At 58.7% G+C, this 26,273-nt stretch carries 22 protein-coding genes; 6 read left to right on the forward strand and 16 right to left on the reverse strand.

The annotated features are described in order from the left end of the window. Position 1 precedes the first annotated feature (1 nt). Entirely contained in the window at positions 2-1,063 is a 1,062-nt protein-coding gene (locus ACOTXI_RS04155; protein ID WP_058654413.1) for an efflux RND transporter periplasmic adaptor subunit, read from the reverse strand. Positions 1,064-1,168: 105 nt separating this feature from the next. Beyond that, positions 1,169-3,877: a cation-transporting P-type ATPase gene (locus tag ACOTXI_RS04160; protein WP_087855610.1), complete on the reverse strand. Its 2,709-nt coding sequence runs from the start codon at positions 3,875-3,877 to the stop codon at positions 1,169-1,171. A 488-nt stretch (positions 3,878-4,365) separates the two neighbouring features. Here ACOTXI_RS04160 and ACOTXI_RS04165 point away from each other — a divergent pair, with 488 nt between their 5' ends. Then, positions 4,366-4,614, forward strand: a complete 249-nt coding sequence (locus ACOTXI_RS04165; protein ID WP_013097677.1) for a DUF1158 domain-containing protein — start codon at positions 4,366-4,368, stop codon at positions 4,612-4,614. Between the two features lie 54 nt (positions 4,615-4,668). Here the strand turns inward: ACOTXI_RS04165 and ACOTXI_RS04170 are convergent, their stop codons facing one another. Further along, positions 4,669-5,010 (reverse strand): RamA family antibiotic efflux transcriptional regulator, encoded by a 342-nt coding sequence (locus ACOTXI_RS04170; protein WP_010428317.1) that lies wholly within the window; start codon positions 5,008-5,010, stop codon positions 4,669-4,671. A gap of 32 nt (positions 5,011-5,042) precedes the next feature. Further along, the gene (locus ACOTXI_RS04175; protein ID WP_021241583.1) at positions 5,043-6,146 is read right to left on the reverse strand and encodes an MBL fold metallo-hydrolase; all 1,104 of its coding nucleotides are present in this window, start codon (positions 6,144-6,146) and stop codon (positions 5,043-5,045) included. 190 nt (positions 6,147-6,336) lie between these two features. Between ACOTXI_RS04175 and ACOTXI_RS04180 the strand changes: the two genes are divergently transcribed. The 3 genes from ACOTXI_RS04180 to nfsB all read left to right on the forward strand — a co-directional run bounded on the left by ACOTXI_RS04180 (position 6,337) and on the right by nfsB (position 8,059). Next, positions 6,337-6,927: a TetR/AcrR family transcriptional regulator gene (locus ACOTXI_RS04180; RefSeq protein ID WP_087855609.1), complete on the forward strand. Its 591-nt coding sequence runs from the start codon at positions 6,337-6,339 to the stop codon at positions 6,925-6,927. Further along, a complete protein-coding gene (locus tag ACOTXI_RS04185; protein WP_023293103.1) occupies positions 6,917-7,285 on the forward strand; it encodes an MmcQ/YjbR family DNA-binding protein in 369 nt (122 codons plus the stop codon). Before ACOTXI_RS04180 ends, ACOTXI_RS04185 begins: the two co-directional genes overlap by 11 nt. A 120-nt stretch (positions 7,286-7,405) precedes the next feature. Then, positions 7,406-8,059: an oxygen-insensitive NAD(P)H nitroreductase gene (gene nfsB, locus ACOTXI_RS04190; protein WP_021241586.1), complete on the forward strand. Its 654-nt coding sequence runs from the start codon at positions 7,406-7,408 to the stop codon at positions 8,057-8,059. Positions 8,060-8,086: 27 nt separating this feature from the next. Here the strand turns inward: nfsB and ACOTXI_RS04195 are convergent, their stop codons facing one another. Both ACOTXI_RS04195 and ACOTXI_RS04200 read right to left on the reverse strand, forming a co-directional pair. After that, positions 8,087-8,689 carry a hypothetical protein gene (locus tag ACOTXI_RS04195; RefSeq protein WP_058654312.1) on the reverse strand — a complete coding sequence of 201 codons (603 nt, stop codon included), beginning with the start codon at positions 8,687-8,689 and terminating at the stop codon, positions 8,087-8,089. A gap of 149 nt (positions 8,690-8,838) precedes the next feature. Continuing rightward, positions 8,839-9,708, reverse strand: coding sequence for a helix-turn-helix transcriptional regulator (locus ACOTXI_RS04200; RefSeq protein WP_008499383.1), 870 nt, complete (start codon positions 9,706-9,708; stop codon positions 8,839-8,841). A 107-nt stretch (positions 9,709-9,815) separates the two neighbouring features. Between ACOTXI_RS04200 and ACOTXI_RS04205 the strand changes: the two genes are divergently transcribed. Further along, on the forward strand, positions 9,816-11,252 hold the full coding sequence (locus ACOTXI_RS04205) for an MFS transporter (protein WP_058654313.1): 1,437 nt from the start codon (positions 9,816-9,818) through the stop codon (positions 11,250-11,252). Between the two features lie 65 nt (positions 11,253-11,317). Beyond that, a complete protein-coding gene (locus tag ACOTXI_RS04210; RefSeq protein WP_021241588.1) occupies positions 11,318-12,562 on the forward strand; it encodes a mechanosensitive ion channel family protein in 1,245 nt (414 codons plus the stop codon). Here the strand turns inward: ACOTXI_RS04210 and ACOTXI_RS04215 are convergent, their stop codons facing one another. The 10 genes from ACOTXI_RS04215 to ACOTXI_RS04260 form a co-directional block, all read right to left on the reverse strand. After that, positions 12,563-13,534, reverse strand: coding sequence for a LacI family DNA-binding transcriptional regulator (locus tag ACOTXI_RS04215; protein WP_021241589.1), 972 nt, complete (start codon positions 13,532-13,534; stop codon positions 12,563-12,565). Positions 13,535-13,609: 75 nt separating this feature from the next. Next, positions 13,610-14,752: a Gfo/Idh/MocA family protein gene (locus ACOTXI_RS04220; protein WP_058654314.1), complete on the reverse strand. Its 1,143-nt coding sequence runs from the start codon at positions 14,750-14,752 to the stop codon at positions 13,610-13,612. Further along, positions 14,745-15,770 carry a sugar phosphate isomerase/epimerase family protein gene (locus tag ACOTXI_RS04225; protein ID WP_058654315.1) on the reverse strand — a complete coding sequence of 342 codons (1,026 nt, stop codon included), beginning with the start codon at positions 15,768-15,770 and terminating at the stop codon, positions 14,745-14,747. The genes ACOTXI_RS04220 and ACOTXI_RS04225 overlap by 8 nt, the downstream gene beginning before the upstream one ends. 15 nt (positions 15,771-15,785) lie before the next feature. Continuing rightward, positions 15,786-17,021, reverse strand: coding sequence for an MFS transporter (locus ACOTXI_RS04230; RefSeq protein ID WP_058654316.1), 1,236 nt, complete (start codon positions 17,019-17,021; stop codon positions 15,786-15,788). Between the two features lie 244 nt (positions 17,022-17,265). After that, positions 17,266-18,654 (reverse strand): phenylalanine transporter, encoded by a 1,389-nt coding sequence (gene pheP, locus ACOTXI_RS04235; protein WP_058654317.1) that lies wholly within the window; start codon positions 18,652-18,654, stop codon positions 17,266-17,268. Between the two features lie 103 nt (positions 18,655-18,757). Then, positions 18,758-20,731 carry a PhoX family protein gene (locus ACOTXI_RS04240; protein WP_058654318.1) on the reverse strand — a complete coding sequence of 658 codons (1,974 nt, stop codon included), beginning with the start codon at positions 20,729-20,731 and terminating at the stop codon, positions 18,758-18,760. A gap of 126 nt (positions 20,732-20,857) precedes the next feature. After that, positions 20,858-23,041 carry a TonB-dependent receptor gene (locus tag ACOTXI_RS04245; RefSeq protein ID WP_058654319.1) on the reverse strand — a complete coding sequence of 728 codons (2,184 nt, stop codon included), beginning with the start codon at positions 23,039-23,041 and terminating at the stop codon, positions 20,858-20,860. Between the two features lie 185 nt (positions 23,042-23,226). Beyond that, complete coding sequence (gene yahO / locus ACOTXI_RS04250; RefSeq protein WP_021241596.1) at positions 23,227-23,502, reverse strand: DUF1471 family periplasmic protein YahO; 276 nt, start codon at positions 23,500-23,502, stop codon at positions 23,227-23,229. Between the two features lie 149 nt (positions 23,503-23,651). Then, on the reverse strand, positions 23,652-24,683 hold the full coding sequence (locus ACOTXI_RS04255; protein WP_058654320.1) for an ABC transporter ATP-binding protein: 1,032 nt from the start codon (positions 24,681-24,683) through the stop codon (positions 23,652-23,654). A gap of 1 nt (position 24,684) precedes the next feature. After that, positions 24,685-26,259, reverse strand: a complete 1,575-nt coding sequence (locus ACOTXI_RS04260) for an ABC transporter permease (protein WP_021241598.1) — start codon at positions 26,257-26,259, stop codon at positions 24,685-24,687. Positions 26,260-26,273 lie beyond the last annotated feature (14 nt).

Raw genomic sequence — 26,273 nt, forward strand, 5'->3', positions numbered from 1 at the left:
CTTAATTGAGTATCTGGACGGCAGCGCCGGGCTGCACGCGCTGCGCGCCGTCAGTAATCGCTCGCTCACCGGGCTTCACGCCGGAGGCAATCTGAAACTGCTGGCCGATCTGCCCGGCCACGTTCAGCAGGCGCATTTCGGCGTTGCCGTCGGCATTAACCACCCAGGCAAAGAAGCCGTCGCCGTTCTGCTGGACCGCTGCGGCAGGCAGGGTCAGCACCGGCTGCTCGCTTGCCGGGCGCAAAAACACATTCACATTGCCGCCGGGCAGCAGCTGATGGCGCGGATTGGCAAACTCGGCGCGCAGCATCACGCTGGCGGTGCGCGGGTCAACGCGGTTATCCACTGACGTCAGCTCGCCGCTGACGCGCTGGCCGTTGCTGTCGATCAGCGCCTGCCAGGCACGCTTCATGGCGTTGATATCCGCATGCTGTCCGGCTTTGGCGGCAAACGCCCCCTCTTCCAGCGCAAAGGCGATGCGGATCGGGTCAAGCTGCACCACCTCCACCAAAACGCCGCTCGCCGGGTTGACCAGGCTACCCACGTGGAAGCTGCTGTGCCCCACGCGGCCGTCAATCGGCGAGGTGATGCGGGTGTAGCTCAGGGTGACGCGGCGGGCGTCGAGCCGGGCCTTCGCCTGCTCGAGAGCGGCGCTGGCGACGTCGCGCTGCATGCGGGCGTTGTCCACGTCGTGACGGCTGATGGCGTTGCTGCTGCCGAGGCTTTCAAAGCGGGAAAGCTGCTGCTGCGCCTGGCGCAGCGTGGCTTCGGCGCTTTTCACTTCGGCCTGCGCCAGGCGCAGGGCGGCGCGCGGCTCGGCGTCGTCCAGCTCAAACAGCACGTCGCCTTTTTTCACGTACTGCCCGTCGCGGAAGTGGATTTTGGCGATCGTGCCCTCCGTGCGCGCCCGTAGCTCAACGGTGTGAATGGCTTCGATGCGGCCCGGGATTTGGCGCTCGGCGGCGTGGGCGGTTTGCTCCACGGTGGCGACGCGAACGGGAATGGCGGCGAATGCGGGTTGCAGGGTACTGACAAGAAGTGCTAACAGGACCGGGAATTTCATGGGAGTACCTCAGGATTGTTGCCCTCACCCCGGCCCTCTCCCACAGGGAGAGGGCGGTCAGAGTCCCCTCTCCCCGTGGGAGAGGGTTAGGGTGAGGGCAAAAGGTTATGCAGCCTTACGGAACCTGCGGGTCAGCCGCTTCTCGATTTCGACGACGAAGAACATCACGCCTGCAACGGCCAGGGTCACAAACCAGTAGCGCAGCGGCAGCGCTTCGGTACCGAACAGCATCTGCATAAACGGCAGGTAGATAATCGCCGCCTGGAGCAGGAACAGCACGCCCGTCACCAGCCAGATCCCTTTGTTCGCCAGCAGGCCGCGGTTGAGGGAGAACCCTTCGGTGTTGCGGCAGTTAATCATGTACACCCACTGGGCGCAGACCAGCATCTGCAGCAGCACGGTGCGGATGAACTCCGCGCTGTGGCCGCGCGGAGCCAGCCAGGCTTCCAGCGCAAAGGCGGCGATGGCAATCATGGTGCCGACGAAGGCCACGCGCCAGACGGCGTAGGCGTCCATCACGTGCTGGCCGGTCTGGCGCGGCGGACGGCGCATGATGTTGCGCTCGGCGGCCTCAAAGGCCAGGCCGAAGGAGAGCGTGGCGGAGGTCGCCATGTTCATCCACAGGATCAGCACCGGCGTCAGCGGAATGATGTTCCCCGCCAGCAGCGCAATCACAATCAGCAGCCCCTGCGCCAGGTTGGTCGGCATGATGAACAGGATGGTCTTCTTCAGGTTGTCGTAAACGCGACGCCCCTCTTTCACCGCGCTGGCGATGGTGGCGAAGTTATCGTCCGTCAGGACCATGTCCGCCGCCTCTTTGGTCACTTCCGTGCCCTTAATGCCCATTGCAATGCCCACGTCCGCCTGACGCAGCGCAGGGGCGTCGTTCACGCCGTCACCGGTCATGCCGACAATTTCACCTTTGTCCTGCAGCGCTTTCACCAGGCGCAGCTTATGCTCCGGGCTGGTACGGGCGAAGATGTCATACTTCACCGCGGCTTCCGCCAGCGCGGCGTCGTCCATCTTCTCCAGCTCATAGCCGGTGACCGCCTGCTCGCTGTTGCTGATCCCCAGCATCTGCCCGATGCTCATTGCCGTCTGCGGGTGATCGCCGGTGATCATCTTCACGCGGATCCCCGCCTGCTGGCAGGCGTTAATCGCGTCAATCGCTTCCGGGCGCGGCGGATCCATCATCCCGGCGATGCCGAGGAAGATCAGGCCGTGGCTCAGGTCATCGTGCGTCAGTTCCTGCTCGCCGTTCGCCGGCTTGAACGCCGCGGCGACCATGCGCAGCCCCTGACGCGCATAGCGCTCCATCTCACTTTCCCAGTACGCGCGGTTGAAGGCTTCCGCACCGTTGCGGGTCTGCTGCTCGGCGCACAGGGCGAAAATGACGTCCGGCGCGCCGGTGATCAAAATCTGCTCCTCACCGCCAATCTGGTAGTGGGTGCTCATGTACTTGTACTGCGAGTCGAACGGGATTTTGTTAACCAGCGTGGTCGTGACCGGCTCAAGGTTGGCCTTCGCCGCCAGCACCTTCAGCGCGCCCTCGGTCGGCCCACCGGTAATGCCCCACAGCCCGCGCTCGTCCTGAATCAGCTGGCTGTCGTTACACAGGTCGATGGTGCGCAGGTACTGCTCCAGCACGGTGCCCGGCTGGATGTGGACCGGCTCGTCGCTGCCTTCCAGGTAGAGGTTACCCACCGGCTCGTAGCTGTTGCCGTCCACGCGGTAGCAGGCGTCGGCGGTGATGATGGCTTTGACCGTCATCTCGTTCATGGTCAGGGTGCCGGTTTTATCCGAGCAGACCACGGTCATCGCGCCAAGCGTTTCCACCGTCGGCAGCTTGCGGATGATGGCCCGCTTGCGCGCCATCGCCTGCACGCCCAGGGAGAGGATGATGGAGATAATCGCCGGCAGACCTTCCGGTACGGAAGCCACCGCCAGGCTAATCAGGGAGAGCAGGAGCTCGCCCATCGGGATCTCGCGGAACGCCAGGCTGAAAACAAACAGCGCGGCCATCATCGCCAGAATAATCGCAAAGATCGCCTTACCCAGCTTGTCCATCTGCACCAGCAGCGGCGTACGGTGCTTCTCGATCCCCGCCATCATCTGGTTGATGTGGCCGAGTTCCGTATCCTGACCGGTGGCGGTGACCACGCCGACGCCGCCGCCCGCGCTGACGGTCGTTCCGGAGAAGACCATGTTGGTGCGATCGCCCAGCGGTAATTCGCCGCTCAGCGGATGAGTGTGTTTATCCACCACGGTGGATTCACCGGTCAGAATCGCCTCTTCCACGCGTAAATTATGCGCTTCAATTAAACGCATATCCGCCGGAATACGATCTCCCGCGCGTAATACAATAATATCGCCCGGGACTATTTCAGTTGTGGGAATTGTTTCATGGTTGCCGTTACGAATAACGCGCGCCTCGCTGGCGAGCATATTACGAATACTCTTCAGGGATTTTTCCGCGTTGCTTTCCTGAATATGACCAATTAAGGCATTGATTACCGCAACGCCCAAAATAACCAGCGTATCAACCCAGTGGCCCATTACTGCCGTTAATACGGCGGCGGCCAGCAGGACATAAATCAGGACATCATTAAAATGGGCCAGGAAACGCAGCCAGGCGGGTTTCCCTTTTTTCTCCGGCAGCGCGTTCGGCCCTGTTTTTTGCAGACGCACCTGCGCCTCTGCACGGTCCAGACCGCTGGCCTGGCTCTGCGCGTGAGCAAGCACCTGCTCTACGGTCTGCTGGTATGCCAGCCCGCCGGAAGGCGGCACGTTCGGAATCACTTTTTTTTCAGTCATCGTATTTTTCCTTCAATTTCCGGTGAACAGAAGCCTGAATTCCTTTCGGGCTTAAATAAATTCATTTTAAAGTCTTGCGGGTAAAATTGATCTACCGCAATATAATGACTTCTCGGTTATTCAAAACTGATTAAAACTATTTCGATGATCTGATTTTTACAAAATACTTCTAAACCAAAACTAAACGAGGGGGAACCATGTGGGGTATTTATCGCGGGCGCAGACTGGTGTTATACGTTATCGCGGCCATTGTTATTGCCACGTTAATTGGTTATAGCACCTATACATTTGTAAAATTATTTTCCTGAGACGGACGTTTATTTACACTACGCGATAATTATTTAATCGCGTCTGGGATATTTATCTTTTTCTGTTACTTATTCACAGAATAGCGCATTCGTTTTATCCGTAAACGTGCGCCGGGTTTATATTGCTTTACGTTCCGGGATGCCGGACAATGACATTTTTAACTGACGATTAACATTACGATGAAACACCCGCTAGAATCGCTGCTCACCGCAGGCGGCATTTTATTGCTGGCACTGCTTTCATGCCTGCTGCTCCCTGCGCCTTCGCTTGGGCTGGTACTGGCGCAGAAGCTGGTTCAGACCTTTCACATGGTCGATCTTAACCAGCTCTATACCATTCTGTTCTGCGTGTGGTTTTTACTGCTCGGGGCGATTGAATTCTTCGTGCTGCGTTTCGTCTGGCGACGCTGGTTTTCACTGGCGTCGTGAGCCCATAAAAAGGCCGGGTGGCGGCTACGCCTTACCCGGCCTACACGCGACAGGTTAATGTGTCTGGCTATGGTTCTCTTTACGGTACGCGCCAGGCGGCTGGTTGAACGTGCGGGTAAAGATGCGGGTAAACGTCTGCTGCGAGTCAAACCCGTAACGCAGGCAGATGTCGTACACCCGGGCGTCGGATTCACGCAGATCGCGCGCCGCCAGCAGCAGCTTGCGTTCACGGATATAGCGCCCCAGACTCTCCCCTTTGTACTGCATAAACAACCGCTGCAGGTGCCACTTCGAGTAACCCGCGTGGCGGGCAATCTCTTCTATTCGTAATGGCTGGTGCAGATTGTCGTCGATCCATTCGACGATAGTGTCGATGACTTGAGCGGAAATGGTCATACTGCTGTCCCCCTCTGCTTCTCGCTTAAACATTATTCCCACCACGCACGAAAGGTTTGCGCGGTGTCGCTTACCCGGACGGGCTCGCCCAGTTCCGGCGTCAGCAACCGATAATTTTTATCCTGGCTGGCTTTTGCCAGCTGGATCAGCGGATCGTTCCAGGCGTGTTTCGCCAGCACGAAGCGTCCGTTATGCCCGGGCACCACGGCTTTCGCGTTCAGATCCGCCGAGGCCTGCGCCGTTTCCTCCGGCAGCATGTGGATGTACTTCCAGTCCTGGTCGTACTGGCCGTTTTCCATGATGGCGACGTCCACTTCGCCAAACTGTTCACCGATGGCCCTGAAGTGCGGGCCGTAACCGGAATCCCCGCTGTAGTAAACCTTCTGCTCTGGCGTGACGAACATGAAGCTGCCCCACAAGGTGCGATCGCGTTTGATGCCGCGGCCGGAGAAGTGACGTGCCGGCAGAACGTGCACCGTCAACGCATCGCTGATGCGCACCGACTGGTTCCAGTCGCGTTCGTCAATAATCTCGGGCTTCATCCCCCAGTAACGCAGGTGGGAGCCGACGCCCAGCGGCGTCACCACCCGCTTCACCTTCGGCAGTAGCGCCCTGATGGTGGCGTAATCCAGATGATCGTAGTGATCGTGCGAGATAATCAGCAGGTCGATCGCCGGCATGATTTCAGCCCGCCACGGATACTCGCCGGCAAAGGCCTTATTGAGGAACGAGAACGGCGCGGCATAGTTGCCAAGAACCGGGTCAATGAGGATCCGTTTACCCGCGAGCTGCAGATACCACGAGGAGTGACCGAGCCACACCAGGGTGTCCTGCTCCAGCGGCAGGCTCGCAAGATCGGTTTTCACCAGCGGCAGCGGCTGGGCCGGGCGAGCGTTTTCGGTTTTTTTGGTCAGAAACTCCCACATCGCGACCAGCATATTTTTGTCACCGTTATAACCCGGCGTCGGCAGCGTATTGTGGAATTTCCCCTCGCGATACTGTGGAGAGGCCTCCACTTCAGTAAGCCGTTCACCCTGCGGCGGCTGGCCGAATCCGGCATTCAGAACAAACGGTAAACTCGCGGCTGAAGCAATAATCATGATTAACACCACGCAGATGAAGAGAGGTTTTTTCATATCCTGACCCGAAAACGCGCCCCATCCGATAGCGTGCGCAGGGTAAACTTGATTATGAGTGAGTAAGCACTCATTATAGATATGATGATAAAGTCGTCAAGACGTTTTCGATCTTTGACATTCCGCGTTGCAGCGTGTCAAAGCACGTGTTTCAATCAGGGTTTTTATAATTGACAGGAGGAAAAATTTAGTGGCACGTCCGAAGAGTGAAGATAAAAAACAGGCCTTACTGGACGCCGCAACCACGGCGTTTGCACAGTCAGGTATTGCCGCCTCAACGGCGCTCATTGCCCGTAAGGCGGGCGTCGCCGAAGGCACCCTGTTCCGCTACTTTGCTACGAAAGACGATCTGCTGAATGCCCTCTATCTGCACCTGAAGCAGGATCTCTGCCAGACCATGCTGGCGAACCTCGATCGCACCATTACGCTGCCCAAAGAACATACCCGCAATATCTGGAACAGCTATGTAGACTGGGGTATTCGTAACCCCGTTGCCCATGCGGCGATCCGCCAGATTGGCGTCAGTGAAAAGCTGAGCGCCGAAACGGAACAGGCGGTGAAAGAGATGTTCCCGGAGCTGCATGAGCTCTGCCGCCGCTCGGTGCGTCATGTGTTTATGTCTGATGAGTTTAAAACGTTTGGCGATGCGCTTTTCTTATCGCTGGCCGAAAGCACGATGGAATTTGCCACCCGCGATCCGTCCCGCGCCGTTGAATTTAAAGCGCTCGGCTTTGAGGTAATGTGGCGCGGGCTTGCCCAGGAAGAGAGCGATGGACAGTAAAACGTTGCAGGAACACGCAAAACGCGTGGCGCTGGAACTGCCGTTCACCGAACACTGCTGGCCGTTTGGGCCGGAGTTTGACGTGTTTAAAGTGGGCGGGAAAATTTTCATGATTGTGGCCGTCGCGCACGGGCGGCCGCACGTTAGCCTGAAGTCAGACCCGGAAAAATCGCTGTTAAATCAGCAGATTTATCGCGGCGTTGAACCGGGCTATCACCTCAACAAAAAGCACTGGATTTCCCTTTACGGTACGGACGACGTGACGCCGGAACTGGTTACCGATCTCATCAATGATTCCTGGCATCTGGTGGTGGATAAACTGCCGAAAAAAGACCAGAAGTGGATCCGGCCGGTCTGATTGTTCGTCTGAGACGAACAGATTAAGCGCTCGAATTGCCCTTATCTTTTTCCGCGTCCCGCTGTAATCTGCTCACCTTTCGCGCCCGCACGCGGGCGAATTTCATCATCAGGAGTTGTTATGGATATCATTTCTGTTGCGCTGAAACGCCACTCCACCAAGGCGTTCGACGCAAGCAAAAAACTGACCGCTGAAGAAGCGGAAAAAATCAAAACCCTGCTGCAGTACAGCCCGTCCAGCACCAACTCCCAGCCGTGGCACTTTATTGTCGCCAGCACCGAGGAAGGAAAAGCGCGCGTGGCGAAGTCCGCGGCGGGCACCTATGTGTTCAACGAACGCAAAATGCTGGATGCTTCTCACGTGGTGGTGTTCTGCGCGAAAACCGCGATGGACGACGCCTGGCTGGAGCGCGTTGTCGATCAGGAAGAGGCCGATGGTCGCTTTAATACCCCGGAAGCGAAAGCGGCAAACCATAAGGGCCGTACCTACTTTGCCGACATGCACCGCGTGGATCTGAAAGATGACGACCAGTGGATGGCGAAGCAGGTTTACCTGAACGTCGGTAACTTCCTGCTGGGCGTGGCTGCGCTGGGCCTGGACGCGGTACCGATTGAAGGTTTCGACGCCGCGATCCTCGACGAAGAGTTTGGCCTGAAAGAGAAAGGCTTCACCAGCCTGGTGGTGGTGCCGGTTGGGCATCACAGCGTGGAAGATTTCAACGCCACGCTGCCGAAATCTCGCCTGCCGCTGAGCACGATTGTGACCGAGTGCTAATCAACACGGGCCGCTCTGTGCGGCCCGTTACGCTTTACTGATGACTAACCTGCGATGTGGGTGCACATCACGATCGTGTCCCCAGGCAAACGCAATCCAGCGCTCTTCCAGCTCGGCATATGAGCTCACCGGCGTTAAGTGCCACTCTTCTCCTACCGTACCGTCAGCCACGTTTATCCGATAATTCATGCTGAACGCCCAGTCTATCATGCGTAACCAAAACCGCTGTCCGTCGCCGGTTTGTTCGCTGTCAGACACAACAATGTCGTATTCGCTTAGCACCCATTGAAAGAAGGATTGTGGTAAACCACTTATAACCCGCTGATGGACAGCGCGTGGCGTACGCCACACCATGACCTGTGTCGCAGCACCGTGGGGGAACGTAATTTCTTTATGAAACGTCAGCTTGACCGCATACGCCGTATAGGGTTTTCCGTCCTCGGTGGTCACGAGACGGTATTCATCGCCGTAGCGCGATTTTAACAAGCGATATCCCACAGGCAGCATAAATCCGGGCAGATGAAAATCCACCGTACCCCGCGCAAGAAACGCTTCGGTATGTTCGACGTTTCGGGAGATAAAGCCTAATTTTTGGCTGAAATCTGCGGAATCAATCATCAGTGGCAACATGGTGGTTTCTCATGGCGTGAGTATAGACGACTTAACACCCCGTCGAAATGATGTCGATTCAGTGATGGGTTTAAGTTAACCCCCACATTACGCCAGTCTTCTCCACTTAGCAGAGACGGATCTTATTCCCTGAAAGCCCCTCGCAAAAATTATTTCCCCTGCGCCGCCAGCCACGCCATCGCCCGCTCTCCCGCCTCATCCACCGGCAGATACACCAGCAGCCGCGATCCGTTTCGCGGCGCGGAATACCAGTACATCTGCTGCAGCGTAAAATCCCCCAGCTCGGGATGAGTAAACAGCTTGAGCTGGTTCTCCACGCCGCGCACGTCGTTGCGCTGGTGCCACAGGGTTTTAAACTCTTCGGACACTGCAAAGAAGCGCGCCAGCTTGGCCTCCCAAAGCGGATCGCCCCGGTGTTCGGCCATCGCCGCGCGGAAATAGGAGACAAAGATGGGCAGCACGTCGTCGCGTCTGCCGAGGCGCGCGCGCCACGCCGGATGCGTGAGGAACAGATAAATACAGTTGCGATCTTCGGGAGGGATGTCATTGAAATCGACGCCCATCAGATGCCCGAAGCTGTCGTTCCACGCCACGATATCGAAGTTCGGTTTCTGAATGCTGGCGGGTTTCGGCATCAGCGTATCCAGCAGGCGTCGGGTGCCTTCGCTAATGCCCTCGCAGCAGACCGCCTGCGGCGCTTCACCCGGCGGTAAACCTGCTAACACAAACAGGTGCCGGGCCTCGGTCGGGGTACATTGCAGCGCTTTTGCCACGGCCGCCATCACCGCGCTGGACGGATTGACGTCCCTGCCCTGCTCAAGCCAGGTGTACCAGGTGACGCCCACATCAGCGAGCATCGCCACCTCTTCCCGGCGCAGGCCCGGCGTGCGACGGCGACCGCTGCGCGGCAAACCTAAGCGCTGCGGATCGAGACTTTCCCGCCGGGCGCGTAAAAATGCCCCAAGCTGTTTTCGGGTGTCATCCTGACGTGAAACGACCGGTTCAGACATCAGCGCCATAAATCCCCCTGCATGGTAGTGCCAGTACCAGTATAAGTAAGAACTGGTACCCGTTTATCTGATGGTAGATGCTACGACCATCTGTTGAATGACGCAATGGAGTTACCATGAATACGTCAGTTGTTTCACCGGGCCGCGCAGGCCTGATACTGCTGTTGACCGGCCAGATGCTGCCCATGATTGATACCTCAATCACCAATGTGGCGCTGGACGCTATCACCCATTCACTGCAGGCTACCGCCACCGAACTGGAGCTCATCGTCGCCCTCTACGGCGTGGCCTTTGCCGTCTGCCTCGCGCTCGGCAGCAAGCTGGGGGATAACTTTGGCCGTCGTCGTCTGTTCATGTGGGGTGTGGCGAGCTTTGGCCTGGCCTCGCTGCTGTGCGGAATGGCGGGGAACATTGAACAGCTGCTCGCCGCGCGCATCGTTCAGGGCGCGGGGGCCGCACTGATCGTGCCGCAAATTCTTGCCACGCTGCACGTCACGCTGAAAGGCACCGCCCACGCCAAAGCCATCAGCCTGTTCGGCGGCATCGGCGGGATTGCGTTTATCGTCGGGCAGATGGGCGGCGGCTGGCTGGTATCGGCGGACATCGCCGGGCTGGGCTGGCGTAACGCCTTCTTTATCAACGTGCCGATTTGTCTGGTGGTGCTGGCGCTGAGCCGCCGCTTCGTACCGGAAACCCGTCGCGAGACGCCGTCACGCATCGACTGGCCGGGTACCGCGCTGCTGGCGGTCATGCTTTGCTGCCTGCTGTTCCCGATGGCGCTCGGCCCCCAGTGGCACTGGTCGTGGCCGCTGAAGACGATGCTGCTCGCCCTTGTCCCGCTGGCCTGGCTGATGGCGCTGAACGCGCGCAAAAAAGAGCGTGAGAATGCCCACCCGCTGATCCCGCCGCGCCTGCTTGCGCTTCGTAGCGTGCGCTTTGGCGTCCTGATTGTGATGCTCTTTTTCAGCGCCTGGTCCGGGTTTATGTTCTGTATGGCGCTGACCATGCAAACCGGTCTGGGGATGGCGCCGTGGCAGTCCGGGAACAGTTTTATCGCCCTTGGCGTGACCTACTTTGTTTCGGCCTGGTTCGCGCCGCGGCTGATTGCCCGCTACAGCACCAGCACAATCCTGCTGACGGGGCTGGCGATCCAGATTACCGGCCTGCTGGCGCTGATCGCCACGTTCCGCGTTTGGGGCATGGAGAATACCACCCTGACGCTGGCACCCGCCACCGGACTGGTGGGCTACGGGCAGGCGCTGATCGTGAACAGTTTCTACCGCATCGGGATGCGCGACATTCAGCCTGACGACGCGGGGGCCGCGAGCGCCATTTTGAGCACCCTGCAGCAGGCCGCGCTGGGCCTTGGCCCGGCCATTTTTGGCGCCATTTTGCTGCACGCGCTTCAAAACCATCACGGGGATTACACCCAGGCGGTGAACGTCTTCCTGATGGTAGAAACAGCTATGATGGTGGTACTTGCTCTGGCGACGCTGCGTATCCGCCATAGCCTGTGCCCGCCGGTGGCGAAGATCTGTCAGGCCGCCAAATAAGTTCGTGAATTTGCATAATAGATCCGCAGCCGCCATTATGGGGCTGCAAAAATACAGGAGACGTTATGCAGGAATTGATTGCTCAGGTTGAAGAGTTAGGCATTGAAATTAATCACACCACCTCTTTAGTGATTATCTTTGGTATTATTTTTCTTACCGCCATCATCGTTCATTTTATTCTGCACAAAGGGGTACTTCGCGCATTCGAAAAGCGCGCGCAGGCCAGCAGCCATTTATGGCTGCAGATCATCACCCAGAATAAATTATTTCACCGTCTGGCCTTTACCCTGCAGGGGATAATCGTCAACGTCCAGGCGGTACTGTGGCTGCAAAAAGGCAGCGAAGCGGCGGAAATACTCACCACCTGCGCGAAGCTGTGGGTGATGGTCTATGCCCTGCTCTCCTTCTTCTCGCTGCTGGACGTGATTTTCAATCTGTCGCAGAAAATGGCCACCGCGTCGCAGCTGCCGCTGAAGGGGATTTTCCAGGGCATCAAGCTGGTGAGCGCCATCCTGGTGGGGATATTGATTATCTCCCTGCTGATTGGCCAGTCCCCGGCGATTCTGATAAGCGGTCTGGGCGCCATGGCCGCCGTGCTGATGCTGGTGTTTAAAGACCCGATACTTGGACTTGTAGCGGGTATCCAGCTTTCCGCCAACGATATGCTCAAGCTCGGCGACTGGCTGGAGATGCCGAAATACGGTGCCAACGGCACGGTGACGGATATCGGCCTGACCACCGTGAAAGTGCGCAATTTCGATAATACGATTACGACCATTCCGACGTGGGCGCTGGTCTCCGACGCCTTTATCAACTGGAGCGGCATGTCGGCCTCCGGCGGACGACGCATTAAGCGCAGCCTGAACATTGATACCACCAGCATTCATTTTCTCGACGAGCAGGAGCAGCAGAAACTCATTCAGGCGAAGCTGCTGAAGCCTTATTTGGCCGCACGCCATGAGGAAATTAGCCTCTGGAATCAGAAAAACGGTGAAGGGGAATCGGTATTAAACCTGCGCAAGATGACCAATATCGGCACTTTCCGCGCCTACCTGAACGAATATCTGCGCAACCACCCGCGCATTCGTAAAGATATGACGCTGATGGTGCGTCAGCTCGCGCCTGACGCGAATGGCTTGCCGATTGAAATATATGCCTTCACCAACACGGTGGTCTGGGCAGAATATGAGGAGATTCAGGCCGACATCTTCGACCATATTTTCGCGGTGGTGGATGAATTTGGTCTGCGCATTCACCAGTCGCCAACCGGGAACGATATTCGCTCCCTGGCTGGCGTCATCGCGCAATAATCAGGTGCTGGCGCGGGAAATAAAGCGCCAGTCCATCATCACCCTTTCCGTGGGCGCGTCCGGGTTGTCGATCTTATTTAAGAGCAGATCGACCGCCTTGCGCCCGATATCCCGCGACGGCTGTTCGATGGTGGTGAGCGAAATCATGTCCGCCAGCTCCGTACCGTCAAAGCCGACCACGGCAATATCCTCTGGCACCCGAAGACCTGCCTGCTGAATGGCGCGCAGCGCGCCCGCCGCCAGCGTATCGGAAACGGCAAATACCGCATCCGGCGGATTATCTTTTAACAGGTTTTGCATCGCCGCCATGCCCGCCCCGGAGCTGAGATCGCTGGCATACTCCACCGCCTGATAGTCCAGATCCCGCAGGTGGATCACGCTCTTGTAGCCGCGTTCGCGCAGGCGGGCATATTTGTAGCTGAGATCGTGGTTGATCATCGCGATACGCTTGCGGCCGCCGTCGGCCAACTGGCTGACGGCATGCTGTGAAGCGTCCACATCATTGATGCCGACGCAGGAGACCGCACCCGCATCGGCATATTCGGCGCACTGCACCCACGGTGCAGAACCAATCAGCGCGGCAAGTTCCGGCAGCTTCGAGAAGGCGTCCATGGTGATAATGCCGTCGACGATTTTGCCGGAGAGCAGGCTTAAGCCCGAGCGGGAGCGCTCGATGTCCGAGCCGGAGTTGCACAGCAGAATGCGGTAGCCGTTTTTCTCCGCCTCGGCTTCGATGCCCTTCACCACTTCGGCGCAGAACGGGTTGGCAATGTTGGACACCATCACCAGGATCATATAGCTGCGGGCGGTGCGCAGCTGACGGGCGAGCAGGTTTGGCTGGTAGTTGCTCTCCTGAATCGCCCGCAGAACGCGCTCGCGGTTTTTCGCCTTCACGGTGTCGCTGTTATTCAGCACGCGGGAGACCGTCGCCACGGAGACCCCGGCCAGCTGAGCGATTTTCTGAATTGACATAGCGACGACACATCCTGCGGTTAGCGTTTTGTGCAGGCTACCATAAATTTATTGCCCGGCGAACCGGGCAACGCGTTATTGTTCCACGCGCACCCAGCGCTGCTGCTGATGGCTTTTCACAATGGCATCAATGATATACATCACGTTTGCGCCATCGTGAAACGTCGCAAACTGCGGCGTATCCGGCATCGCGCCCGCCTGCACGGCGCGGTAGAACTGCGCCATCATATTTTTGAAGGCGTCCGGCCAGCCTTCGATATGTCCGCCGGGGAAGTGGGCGCTGTCGGCCACGTCAGGGTTCATCAGCCCCGGATCGTCGGTTAGCGTCTGGTTGGCCTGCGCGCGATGGCCGATCCACAGCTGCTGTGGCACCTCCTGGTCCCATGCCAGCGAGCGCTCGCTGCCGTTGATCTCAAACGTCAGGCGGTTTTTACGCCCGGCGCTCACCTGCGAGATGCTAAAGCAGCCCTTGCTGCCGTCGTCAAAGCGGAACAGCACCGAGCCGAAGTCTTCGGTCGTGACCGGTTTGTCTACATACTCCACCTGCTCGTCGTGGGAGAAGGTTTGATTCCCGACCTTGCTGGCCCTGCGCGTCGGCCAGACGATGGATAAATCAGCCATCACCTCGGTAATGCGCCGCCCGGTAACGAACTGCACCGTGTCGCACCAGTGGGAGCCGATATCCGCCACCGCGCGTGATGCGCCGCCCAGCGCGGCATCTACCCGCCAGTTGTAGTCGGTTTCCAGCAGCATCCAGTCCTGCAGATAGCTGCCGTGCGAGGCAAACAGCCGCCCGACGCTGCCCGCACGCATCATGCTTGCCGCCTGGCGCACCATCGCAAACTGGCGATAGACAAAGCTCACGCCATGCACCACGCCCGTCTGCTCCGCCAGCGCCACCAGCTCGCGCGCCTCCTCAGGGATCATGCACAGCGGCTTTTCGGAAAACACGTGCTTGCCCGCGCGCAGGATCTGGCGGTTAATCTGTGCATGCAGGTGGTTCGGCGTGCAGTTGTGCACCACGTGCAAATCAGGGTGCGCGAGCAGCTCCTCAACGCTACCGTACACGTGCGGTACGTTTAGCAGGCGCGCCTTTTCCTGCGCCTTAACGAGCGAGCCGTCGCACAGCGCGACCACCTGAACAAACCCAAGGCGCCTGAGCGCCTCGATATGTGCCGGGCCAATAAACCCGCTGCCGACGATCCCGACGTTAATCATGGCTGCCCCCTGCGGCGAAATCGTCAAACGCGCGCCCGGCAACCGGAATGATGTGGCGGCGGATAAATTCGCTGCCTTCACTCGCCCCGGTATCGCCATCCTTCAGGCAGCACTCCCACTCCAGCACCGCCCAGCCGTCGTAGTCGTACTGGGTCAGCTTGCTGAAAATGCCCTTAAAGTCGATCTGCCCGTCGCCGGGCGACCGGAAGCGTCCGGCGCGGTTGATCCACGGCTGGTAACCACCGTAGACGCCGCTGCGCCCGCTGGGGCGAAACTCGGCATCCTTCACGTGGAACGCTTTAATACGCGCATGGAAGATATCGATAAAGGCCAGATAGTCCATCTGCTGGAGCAGCATATGGCTTGGATCGTAGAGAATGTTGCAGCGCGGATGGTTGTCCACCAGCGCAAGAAAACGCTCGAAGGTGACGCCGTCGTGCAGATCTTCCCCCGGATGCAGCTCAAAGCAGACGTCCACGCCCTGCTCGTCGAAGGTATCCAGAATCGGCCGCCAGCGGGTCGCCAGCGCCTGGAACGCCTCCTGAAAGCGCTGCTCGTTATGCGGCGGCCACGGATAGAAAAACGGCCACGCCAGCGAGCCGGAGAAGGTGGCGTGTGCTTTCAGACCTAATCTTGCCGAGGCGACCGCCCCCTGCTTCAGCTTCTCCGTGGCCCACGCCCGGCGCGCCGCATCGTTACCGCGCACGGAAGCGGGCGCAAAGTGGTCAAACGCGTCGCTGTAGGCAGGGTTCACCGCCACGAGCTGCCCTTCCAGATGGGTCGACAGTTCGCTGATAACCAGCCCGTGCGCGGCCAGCTTAGCGGCGATGTCGTCGCAGTAGGTCTGGCTCTCCGCCGCTTTCTCGACGTCAAAGATGTGCGGATGGTTGCATGGGATCTGCACCGCCTTATAACCTTTACCTGCCGCCCATTCAGCCAGCCCGTCGAGCGAATTAAACGGCGCTTCTGCGCCAATAAACTGCGACAGAAAAATGCCGGGTCCTTTCATCGTCCTCATACCACCTCCTGAACGTTACGCCTTGTCATCGTCATACTTAAACGTGAGAAGGAAAATCAGTGCGATCGCCGCGGCCGCTACCGCCGGGATCCACCAGAATGTCACCCACGCCTGCGGCACGGTCTGCCCTGCCACCAGGCGGTTATAGAGCGCGCCGGAAATCTGCGAGCCGAGCAGCATGCCGATGCCGTAGGTGAACATCACGATCATGCTCTGGGCCTGGCCTTTCACCTTTTCCCCCGCCACGCGGTCGGTGTAGATAAAGCCGACGACAAAGAAGAAATCGTAGCAGACGCCGTGCAGCAGGATGCCGAGATACAGCAGAATGCGCCCCTCCTCGCTGACGCCCAGTGCGAACATGGCGTAACGCACAAACCACGCCAGCATGCCGATCAGCAGCATGACCTTCACGCCCAGACGGCGGAACAGCAGCGGAATAACCAGCATGAAGACGATCTCGGACATCTGCCCGAAGGACATGGCGGTGCTGACGTCGGCAATTCCCGCATCCGCCAGATACGAGGCGGTGTAGGCATAATAGGTGCCGAGCGGGACGGAGATCAGCATCGCGCAGACGGAGAAGACGAAAAAGTGGCGGGTTTTGAGCAGCGCAAAGGCATCCGCGCAGAAAAGATCGCGCACCTTCACCGGCAGGCCTTTCGCCGGAGCAGGCGTGTGCGGCAGCGTCAGGCTGTAAAGCGCCAGCAGCACGGAGCTGGCCGCCGCCACCTGAAAGATGGTAACGCTTGCCGCCACGCCGGTGACGCCGATGAAAATGCCCGCCACGATCCAGCCGATGGTGCCGAACACGCGCACCACCGGGAAGGTTTTATCCACGTTTGCCAGGCTGTTAAACGCGATATTGTTGGTCAGCGCCAGCGTCGGCATGTAGCAGAGCGTGTAGCCAAACAGCAGGCCAATCAGCAGCGCGCCGTTCTCGGCAATCAGCGCCCCCGGCACGAACCAGAGGATCGCCGCGCCCGCCAGGTGCATCACCGCCATCACCTTCTGCGAGGCGAAGAAGCGGTCCACCAGCATGCCGAGCACGAACGGCGAGAGAATGGAGGCGATAGGCCCGGCGGAGAACGCATCGCCAATCAGCAGAGACATGTTGTGCTGGGTCATCACCAGGCCGAGCGTAACCGACCAGCTACCCCAGATAAAAAACTGCAGAAACATCATCAGCGACAGCCGCGGCACCAGCAGCCGATGCTGCGCTATCGCCTTTTCACTACTTTCAGTTGACACCATAATAAGCCTCACCCGGAAAAAGTAATCGATTACAAAACAATTCAAATGAAAAGTAATCGATTACAAAATAAAGATCCTGTGGATCGTAGAAGATTTGGGAGGGGGGTCACGATAAAGATGAAGCAGTGTTTTGTAGGCCCGGTAAGCGCAGCGCCACCGGGCGTGAAGGCAGGTGCGGTCTGGTTTGGTGCGGTCTGTTGCCCTCACCCCGGCCCTCTCCCACAGGGAGAGGGAGAAAAACGGGCTACTTTTTGCGTGAGAGCTTAAACGCGATAAACAGGAACACCACCCATACCGGCAGCAGCATTGCTGAAAGTCGCATCTCATCCATGGTGCACATCAGCATCAGAATCAACGCCAGGAACGCGATACAGAGGTAGTTCCCCGCCGGATAGAGCAGCGCTTTGAACTGCGTTTCGCGCCCCTTGCGGCGCATCGCGGCGCGGAATCGCAGGTGCGCGAGGCAGATCATGATCCAGTTCAGCAGCAGCGTAGCGACAACCAGCGCCATCAGCAGGCCGAAGGCCTCTTTCGGCAGCAGATAGTTGATCAGCACCACCAGCGAGGTAATCGCCCCGGAAAGGAACAGCGAGTTCACCGGCACGCCGCGGCGGCTGACGCGGGTGAGGAATTTCGGCGCGTTACCCTGCACGGAGAGACCAAACAGCATGCGGCTGTTGGAGTAAACCCCGCTGTTATAGACCGACAGCGACGCCACCAGAATGACGAAGTTCAGCGCAGAAGCCACCACGTTGCTGTTGAGATCGTGGAAAATCATCACGAACGGGCTGCTGTCTGACTTCACTTCCACCCACGGGTAGAGCGCCAGCAGCACCACCAGCGAGCCGATATAGAACAGCAGGATACGGTACACCACCTGGTTAACCGCTTTCGGAATGCTTTTATGCGGGTCGCGCGCTTCCGCGGCGGTGATGCCAATCAGCTCCAGCCCGCCGAAGGAGAACATAATCACCGCCAACGAGAGGATGAGCCCTTTCCAGCCGGTCGCCAGGAAGCCGCCGTGCTGCCACAGGTTGTCGATAGTGGCCCGCTCGCCGCCGTGGCCGGAGAACAGCAGCCACAGGCCAAAGCCGATCATGCCGATAATTGCCAGCACCTTGATCAGCGCAAACCAGAACTCGGTTTCACCATACAGGCGCACGTTGACGAGGTTAACGGCGTTAATGATGATGAAGAAGGCCGCCGCCCAGATCCACGTCGGGACATCCGGCAGCCAGTACTGCATATAGATGCCTGCGGCGGTCAGCTCCGCCATCCCGACCAGCACGAACATCACCCAGTAGTTCCAGCCGGAGAGGAAGCCTGCGAACGGACCCCAGTATTTATAGGCAAAATGCGCGAAGGAGCCTGACACCGGCTCTTCAACGACCATCTCGCCAAGCTGGCGCATGATCAGGAAGGCGATAATCCCGGCGATACCGTAACCCAGCAGCACCGCCGGACCGGCCATCTGAATAGCGGGGCCGATGCCGAGAAAGAGCCCGGTACCGATTGCGCCGCCAAGGGCAATTAACTGAATATGTCGATTTTGCAAACCACGTTGCAGCGTCGGATTCTGATCCGACGAGGCTTCAGCGCTACCATGGCCTGAAGCGGATGACGCGTCTTTCACGTCCTACCCCTGTCTCTTTTTTAGAAGGGGCACGTTTTAACACTTCATGCTGGCGGTAGCAAGTTTAACGCCGGGAGCACGGCATGCCCCCGGCGATGCAAGGTTATGAGCCGATGATCCCGCCGTCCGCTTTGACGATGACCACCGTTGAGGAACGCGGGCGTCCGTTCGGGTTCACGTCTGGCCAGTTGGAAACAGCGCGAGGGTTAGCAGGGTCGGTGATATCATCCCCGCCCTCCCCCGGATGCTGAATGTTGATGAACAGCGTCCGGTTATCCGGCGTAAACGCAATCCCGGTGATTTCACACCCGCGCGGTCCGGTCAGGAAACGACGGTACTCGTTGGTGCCCGGAATGGTGGCCACCATCTGGTTATTGCCCATCCCCTCGTAGGCTTTCTTATTGATGGTGCTGGAAGAGACGTCGGTCTGGATCCACAGCACGCCCTGATGATCGAACGACAGGCCATCGGGGCTGCCGAAGGCCGCCCCCTGCATGGAACCTTTAGCCTTCGGATCGTCGCTGTCGGTCCGCCCGCCCATCACCAGAATATCCCACTTAAAGCGAGCGGCAGCAGGATCGGCCCCCTCTTCGTGCCAGTGCATAATATGACCAAACACATTATTAGCGCGCGGGTTGGCGGCATCAACCGGTGCCTTACCCTCCTTCCCGCGATCGCTGTTGTTGGTGAGCGTACAGTAGACGCTGCCGCTGGCGTGCGGGTCGACCGCTATCCACTCGGGGCGGTCCATCTTCGTTGCCCCCACCGCGTCTGCCGCCAGGCGGGTTTTAATCAGCAGATCGCCCTGGTTTTCAAACCCGTTGCTCTTATCCAGGCCATTTTGCCCGAAGATCAGCGGCAGCCAGTCGCCGCTCCCGTCTTCGTTGAAGTGGGCAACGTACAGCGTGCCGGACGTCAGCAGCTGCATATTGGCTTCACGGTTCGCGGGATCGTATTTTTTGTCCGAGACAAACTTATAGATGTACTCGAACTTCTGGTCGTCCCCCATATAGACCACCACGCGGTTATCGGCGGCAAGCGTGACGGCCGCCCCCTCATGCTTGAAGCGGCCCAGGGCGGTGTGCTTGCGCGGCGTGGAGGTCGGGTTGTAGGGATCGATCTCCACGACCCAGCCGAAGCGGTTAGGTTCGTTAGGGGTTTTATCAACGCTAAATCGCTCGTCCACCTCGTTCCAGCGGTAGGATTCATCGCTGTCGCTGATCCCGTAGCGTTTTTCCAGCGGGTTGAGATCGGTTTTTTTGACAAAAATATCCGACCAGTTCTCCTCGCAGGTGAGATAGGTGCCCCATGGCGTATGGCCGTTGGCGCAGTTCTGCATGGTGCCCAGCACGCGCTCCCCCTGCGGGTCGGCGGCGGTTTTCATTAAGTCCTGATGCCGCGCCGGGCCGGTAAGCTGCATCGGCGTATTGACGGTAATGCGGCGGGCATACGAAGATGGGCGAACCACCTGCCAGTCGCTGCCCGATTTTTTCACTTCCACCACCGACACGCCCATCGCGTTCTGCCCCTTGCGGGCCTTGTCGAGGCTCCAATTCGCCGTACCGTCGGTAAACAGCATCCCGTTGTCGATGTACTCATGGTTCATTGCCAGCAGGCCATGCTCCGGGTTTTGCTCCCCCTGCGGCAGGCTAAACCACGCCATGCCGTCATGATGCATGCCCGCCTGCGCAGCCTGTTCGTCCGCGGTGTTGCTGGCATCCGGTTTAAAGGCCGGCATGTTGTTTTTGATCCCCGTCGGGTCACCCCAGCGATAGAACGGGCGGGCAATATAGCCTTCCGGCACCCTCACCGTATCTTCCGTGGAGACATCGATGCTGGTAAAGCCCAGGGAAACCGCTTTTGCCAGCGCGAAAGGCTTTGATACCGCGGCAATCGCATTTTCGGGTTTGATCAGAAAGGGGAATGAAACGGCAGCGCCCGCCACGGCGCCCATCTGGAGAAAACGACGGCGGGAGAGGAACACCTCTGCAACCTCGGAGAATACCGGGTTCGCGCTGCGGTTAGCGATGTCGTCGCGATGTTCTTTTTTAAAAACGGATTTGAGGGGTCTGCCCATAGCGGCTTCCTGTCATTGGCCAAGAGGTAAGGAGTCGGCGACCAGTCTAAGAAGCTTTTATTACAATTTTATAACACAACGGCGGAGGTGTGGGGCGTCCCTGCCCCGGATAACGAGGTGGAACGCTTAGAACTCGTAGCCAACCGAGACCTTAAAGGTACGCGGTTCGCCCTGCGTGATGTAGGTGCCGGAATCGTCCACGCTGGCCCAGTAGTTTTCATTGGTCACGTTGTCGATGCCCGCGCGCACCGTCATCTGGTTTGCATTGTGGTTCACCGCGAAGCGATAGCGCATCCCCAGATCCAGCGTGGTGTAGCTGTCGATCTTTTTGGTGTTGGCAAGATCGGCGTACTGCGCGCCAGAGTGGTTGACGCGGGCGGTCGCCGTCAGGCCATCAATCGGCTTGATGTCATACTCTGCCCCCAGCACGGCGTAGAAGTTCGGGACACCAATGGCATCGTTGCCCTGATTTACGCCGTTTTTGGTTTTGGTCAGCTCCGCCTGCAGCCAGGTGGCGCTGGCGTTGAGGCGCATCCCGAGCATCGGCTCGCCGAAGACGTTCAGCTCCACGCCGCGGTTACGCTGCTCGGCGTCCAGGCCGTAGTGATTGTTAGCATCGAGGATCGCCGACGGCATTTTGATCTCAAACAGCGCCAGAGAGCCGCCCACGCGCCCGAAGTCCGCCTTCACGCCCACTTCGTTCTGCTTAGAGTGAACGATGCCGGTGCTCTGGCCGTAGTTGGTGGCGGTGTTAGGTGCGGTTTTGCCCGGCTGCAGCGCTTCGGTGTGGTTGGCGTAGAGGGAAATTTCCTCCCACGGTTTGTAGACCACGCCGTAGGTTGGCATCCAGCGGCTGCCGTCGAAACCGTCCGCGTCGTTCTCTGCGCCAGTAACTTTGTTATACCCGCGAACGACCACTTTCTGATGGCGCGCGCCTGCGGTGAACAGCAGTTTGTCGTCCAGCACGCCCAGGGTATCGCTCAACAGCCAGCCCTGGGTGCGGGTGCGCCCGCTGGTCAGCGGATCGCTGTACTTCCCGCCGGAGCCGTTGAGGTTGGTGCTGTCCGGCATAACGACGCCGGTGTTGTGGTAGATGTTGGTGGTCGGGTTATCCTTCGCCGCCGACATTTTCCACGCGATTTTTTCGTTTTTAGTCATCGCGGAGTACCCGACGTTGACCTTGTGCGAGACGAAGCCGGTATTGAAATTACCGCGAATGCCCGCCATGCCGCTGACGGAATCGCTGATGCGGTTGGTATCAAGGCGGCTGACCGTTGCTTTACCGCTTTTATCCAGCAGCTTCGGCGCGCTGTAGATCCCTTCCTCGTGCGCGTGCTGCGCGCCCAGGCCGGTATAGGCGGTCCAGCCGTCGGTGATGTCGTACTCGCTGCGCCACATCCCAAATTCGTTTTCGATGTTGCTGTAGGCCCACTTCTGCGAGAAGTTACGATCGTTTTTCGGCGGCTCGGGCACGAAATCCACCGCCGAAATATTGACGCTGGTCGGGCTGCCGTGGAAGGTTTTCTTCTGATAACCCAGATCCAGCGAGGTGCGGAAACGGTCGCCTTTGTAATCCAGACCGGTGGAGAGCAGCGTGGTGCGGCGGCGGTCGTTCGGTATGCCGGTTTCCCCTTCGCGGTGGACCAGGTTCACCCGCGCGCCAAACTGGTCGCTGTCGCCGTAGCGACGGCCCGCATCCAGCGTGGCGCCAATCTGAGAATCGGAGGTGTAGTCCAGGCCCACTTTCGCCTGCGGGAGTTCGCCCGCGTGTTTTGGCTCAAGGTTGATCATCCCGCCCACGCCCGAGCTCGCCGCGCCGTTCATCAGGGCGTTTGCCCCTTTGAAGATCTCAATGCGCTCAACCATCTGCGTATCCACCACCTGACGCGGCAGCACGCCGGACAGTCCGCCAAAGGTCATGTCGTCGCCGTCAAACTTCAGGCCACGGATGCGGTAGGTCTCCGCGCTGTTGCCGTACCCCTGAACGAATTGAACGCCCGCGTCGTTGGCGACCACATCAGCAATGGTTTTCGCCTGCTGATCTTCCACCAGCTTCGAGGTGTAGCTGATGATGTTGAACGGCACGTCCATGGCGTTCTGCTGACCGAGCATCCCCATACGCCCGCCGTTCGCCACCTGTCCGTCAAGGAAGGCCGGTACCAGCTGGTCGCCACCGGGTTTGAAATCGTTGACCGGTGCAGAGTGCACAACGAGGGTATCTTCTTTTTGATCGTCCGCCGCGAAGGCGGAATGCGTTACCGCGCCAACGGCGAGCGCCAGCAGCGTTTTGTGTATTCTGGTGTTGTTCATCGTTAACTCATTTGAAAGTGCGCGCAAAAATAGCCCGTTGTCAGGCCTTAGAATGTATCGATAGCAATGCAAATGAGAACTATACGCATTATCCATGCGTTAGCAAGCGTAACCGCGAACAACAGGAAGAGGTGGGGAGACAGGATGAGGAACAACCACCCCAAAATGGGGTGGCTGCAGTAACGTTATTTTTTCTTGTAGATATTAGCCGTACCGTGAATTTTATTGTTGGTGTTACCTGAGGTGAGCACCAGAACATCCGCGCCTTGCTTATCGGCTTTCTCAATCAGTTCTTTTTTTGCATCATCAACCGATACTTCATTTGAAGTGCTTACCGTACCGATTTTTTGATACTGAGACTCGACTTTCTTGAACTCATTTTTAGTCAGCAGTTGGGCAGCAAAAGCATTGGTCGTAAACAGTAACGCCGTTCCCAACAAAATAGCAGTCGTCTTTTTCATAACCTTTTTCCTTGAGATTAATCAGCAACTACGAAAAACCTCACGCATGATGGTGAGGTTTTATGAGCATGGTAGAGAATCTCAGGAAATGCCATATATTCTGGAAAATTCTTTTATAACAGTCCATTGCATGAAATTATTAATGAATATTAAGAATAGTCGAATACACGCGCGGTGCCAGCAATATCAATGCGAACCGCCGTGCCCGGGTTCCATCCTGGCTGGCTGACGGTCTTGAGGGTCACGGGCTGCGGCTGTCCGGTAAGCCCAAGGGTGAGCGTCGACAGGTGACCGGTAAAATCCACATCAAGAATGGAGATCGGGCTTTCATGTAAGGCGCATGCCGTCACGCTCAGCTGCTCCGGGCGCAGCATCACTCTGCCCTGCCCTGTCGCCAGCGGGTTGTCTGTGGGCACCTTACCCAGGGCGCAGAGGGCGTAGCCCGCGGTGAGCTGCGCAGGCAGGATCAGCGCATCACCAAGAAACAGCGCCGTCTCTTCGTCAACGGGACGGGTGTAAACCTCATAAGGCGTCCCGACCTGCGTGAAGCGTCCGGAACGCATGACGGCAACCTGCGTGGCAAAGGAGAGCGCTTCGTTCTGATCGTGGGTAACCAGAATCGAGGCCACGCCCGCTTCGGCCAGCAGATCGGCCGTGGCCTTTCGCGTCATGGCGCGCAGGCCAGTATCCAGCGCCGAGAACGGTTCATCCAGCAGCATCAGTGAAGGACGCTGGGCCAGCGCACGGGCAAGGGCCACGCGCTGCTGCTGTCCGCCGGAAATCTCGTGAGGCCAGTGCGTGGCGAGCTGCCTGTCCAGCGAAACCATCTCCATCAGCGCCTCAACGCGCTGGCGTTTTTCGTGGCGGGTCCCGTCCAGCCCCCAGGCAATGTTGTCTGCCACGTTGAGGTGCGGGAACAGCGCGCCCTCCTGCGGCACAAAACCGATCCCGCGCTGGTGGGCAGGGACAAAACGGTTTTCATCAAACAGGGTTCTCCCCTGCATAACAATACGACCGGTGTCGGGCGTCTCAAACCCGGCAAGAATACGCAGCAGCGTGGTTTTACCTGACCCCGACGGCCCGACAATAGCCGTTCTGCTCCCCGGCGCAACGCTCAGGTTTAAGCTGTCGAGCACCTGCACATCAGCAAACGATTTAGAAATGGCGGTTAATTCAAGCATGTCATAGCCCTGCAATTTTCTTCGACTGCATATAGAGAATGGCGGTCAGCGGGAGGGAAATCAGGATCATCAGCATCGCGTAAGGCGCGGCGGCGACATAGTCAATTTCGCTGGTCAGCGCCCAGAATCCGGTAGAGAGCGTGCGCGTGCCCAGGGGAGAGAGTAACAGCGTGGCGGTCAACTCGTTGCTGACGCCGAGGAACACCAGCGCGGCCCCCGCCGCCGCACCCGGCGCGGCCAGCCGCATCGTGACGCTCCAGAGCGCCTTCGCGGGCGTGCTGCCAAGGCTGCGCGCCACGTTTTCCAGCTCAACCGGCGCCTGCGCAATCCCCGCCCGCAGGTTGATGAGCGCACGGGGCATAAACATCAGCAGATAGGCAAGGAACAGGGTAATTTCCGTCTGGTAAATGGGACGGGCGTAATGAATGGTGACGGTGACCAGCGCCAGCGCCGTGACAATGCCCGGCAGCGAACTGGTGATATAGATGCACCCTTCCAGCATCCGGAAGATACGGTGCGGGTAGCGGATACCGAGCCACGCGATGGGGATCACGCACGTCGTCGTCAGCAGCGCGCCGCCCACGCCGAGCATCAGCGTCTGGCGCAGCGAGTGCCAGAGATCGGCGCTCATCCAGTTTTCCACCCCGCCGAGCCAAATCCAGCGACACAGAACAGCTAACGGCACGCCCAACGCCAGGACGATCAGCACCATGAAAAACAGCTGCCCCAGCGCGGCAGCCGCAGGCTTTAGCGGCCAGCGTTTCTGCTCGCGCGCAGCCCCGGCGCCAATGCGCGCGTAGCGTGCTTTTCCACGCGTCACGCCTTCCAGCACCAGGATAGCGAGGCAGCATAACGCCAGCACGCCCGCCAGCATGTTTGCTGCCGGGCCGCTGAAGGTAGACTGAAACTGGTCATAAATGGCCGTGGTGAAGGTATCAAAGCGGATCATCACGTACAGACCATATTCCGCCAGCAGGTGCAGCGCCACCAGCAGCGCGCCGCCGCAGATAGCCAGCTTGAGCTGGGGTAGCACCACGCGGAAAAAGACCTTCCACGGCGGGGTGCCGAGCGACGCGGCGACATCTTCGAGCGTCGGGTCAAGGCGGCGCAGCACCGCCGCAACCGGCATGTAGATAAACGGATAGTAGGCCAGAACGGAGAGAAACACGCCCGCGGAGAGCCCGTGCATCGACGGAACCACGCTCACCCAGGCATAGCTTTGCACAAACGCGGGAATGGCCAGCGGGGCGACCGCCAGCGCGGACCAAATGCCCCGTCCGGCAAGCTGGGTGCGCTCTGTGAGCCAGGCAATCGCCACGCCCGTCACGATACACAGCGGAACCGCCAGGGCCGTCAGCCACAGCGTATTACTGAGCAGCTCAGCCACACGCGGGCGAAACACCAGCGCCTTAATGGTTTCCCAGCCCGTCTCAATGCCAATGGCAATGATAAAACCCAAAGGCAGAAGCGCCAGTAATGAAAACAAGACAGCTAACGCAACCATCGGCAGTGCAGGACGCCTGCGGGCAGGCTCCTGCACTCTGTTTTTTCCGATGTCGAGACTCAGACCAGACATAAGACCTTCACTTC

The organism is Enterobacter cloacae complex sp. BZL2005 (assembly GCF_049238885.1).
Lineage (GTDB): Bacteria > Pseudomonadota > Gammaproteobacteria > Enterobacterales > Enterobacteriaceae > Enterobacter > Enterobacter roggenkampii.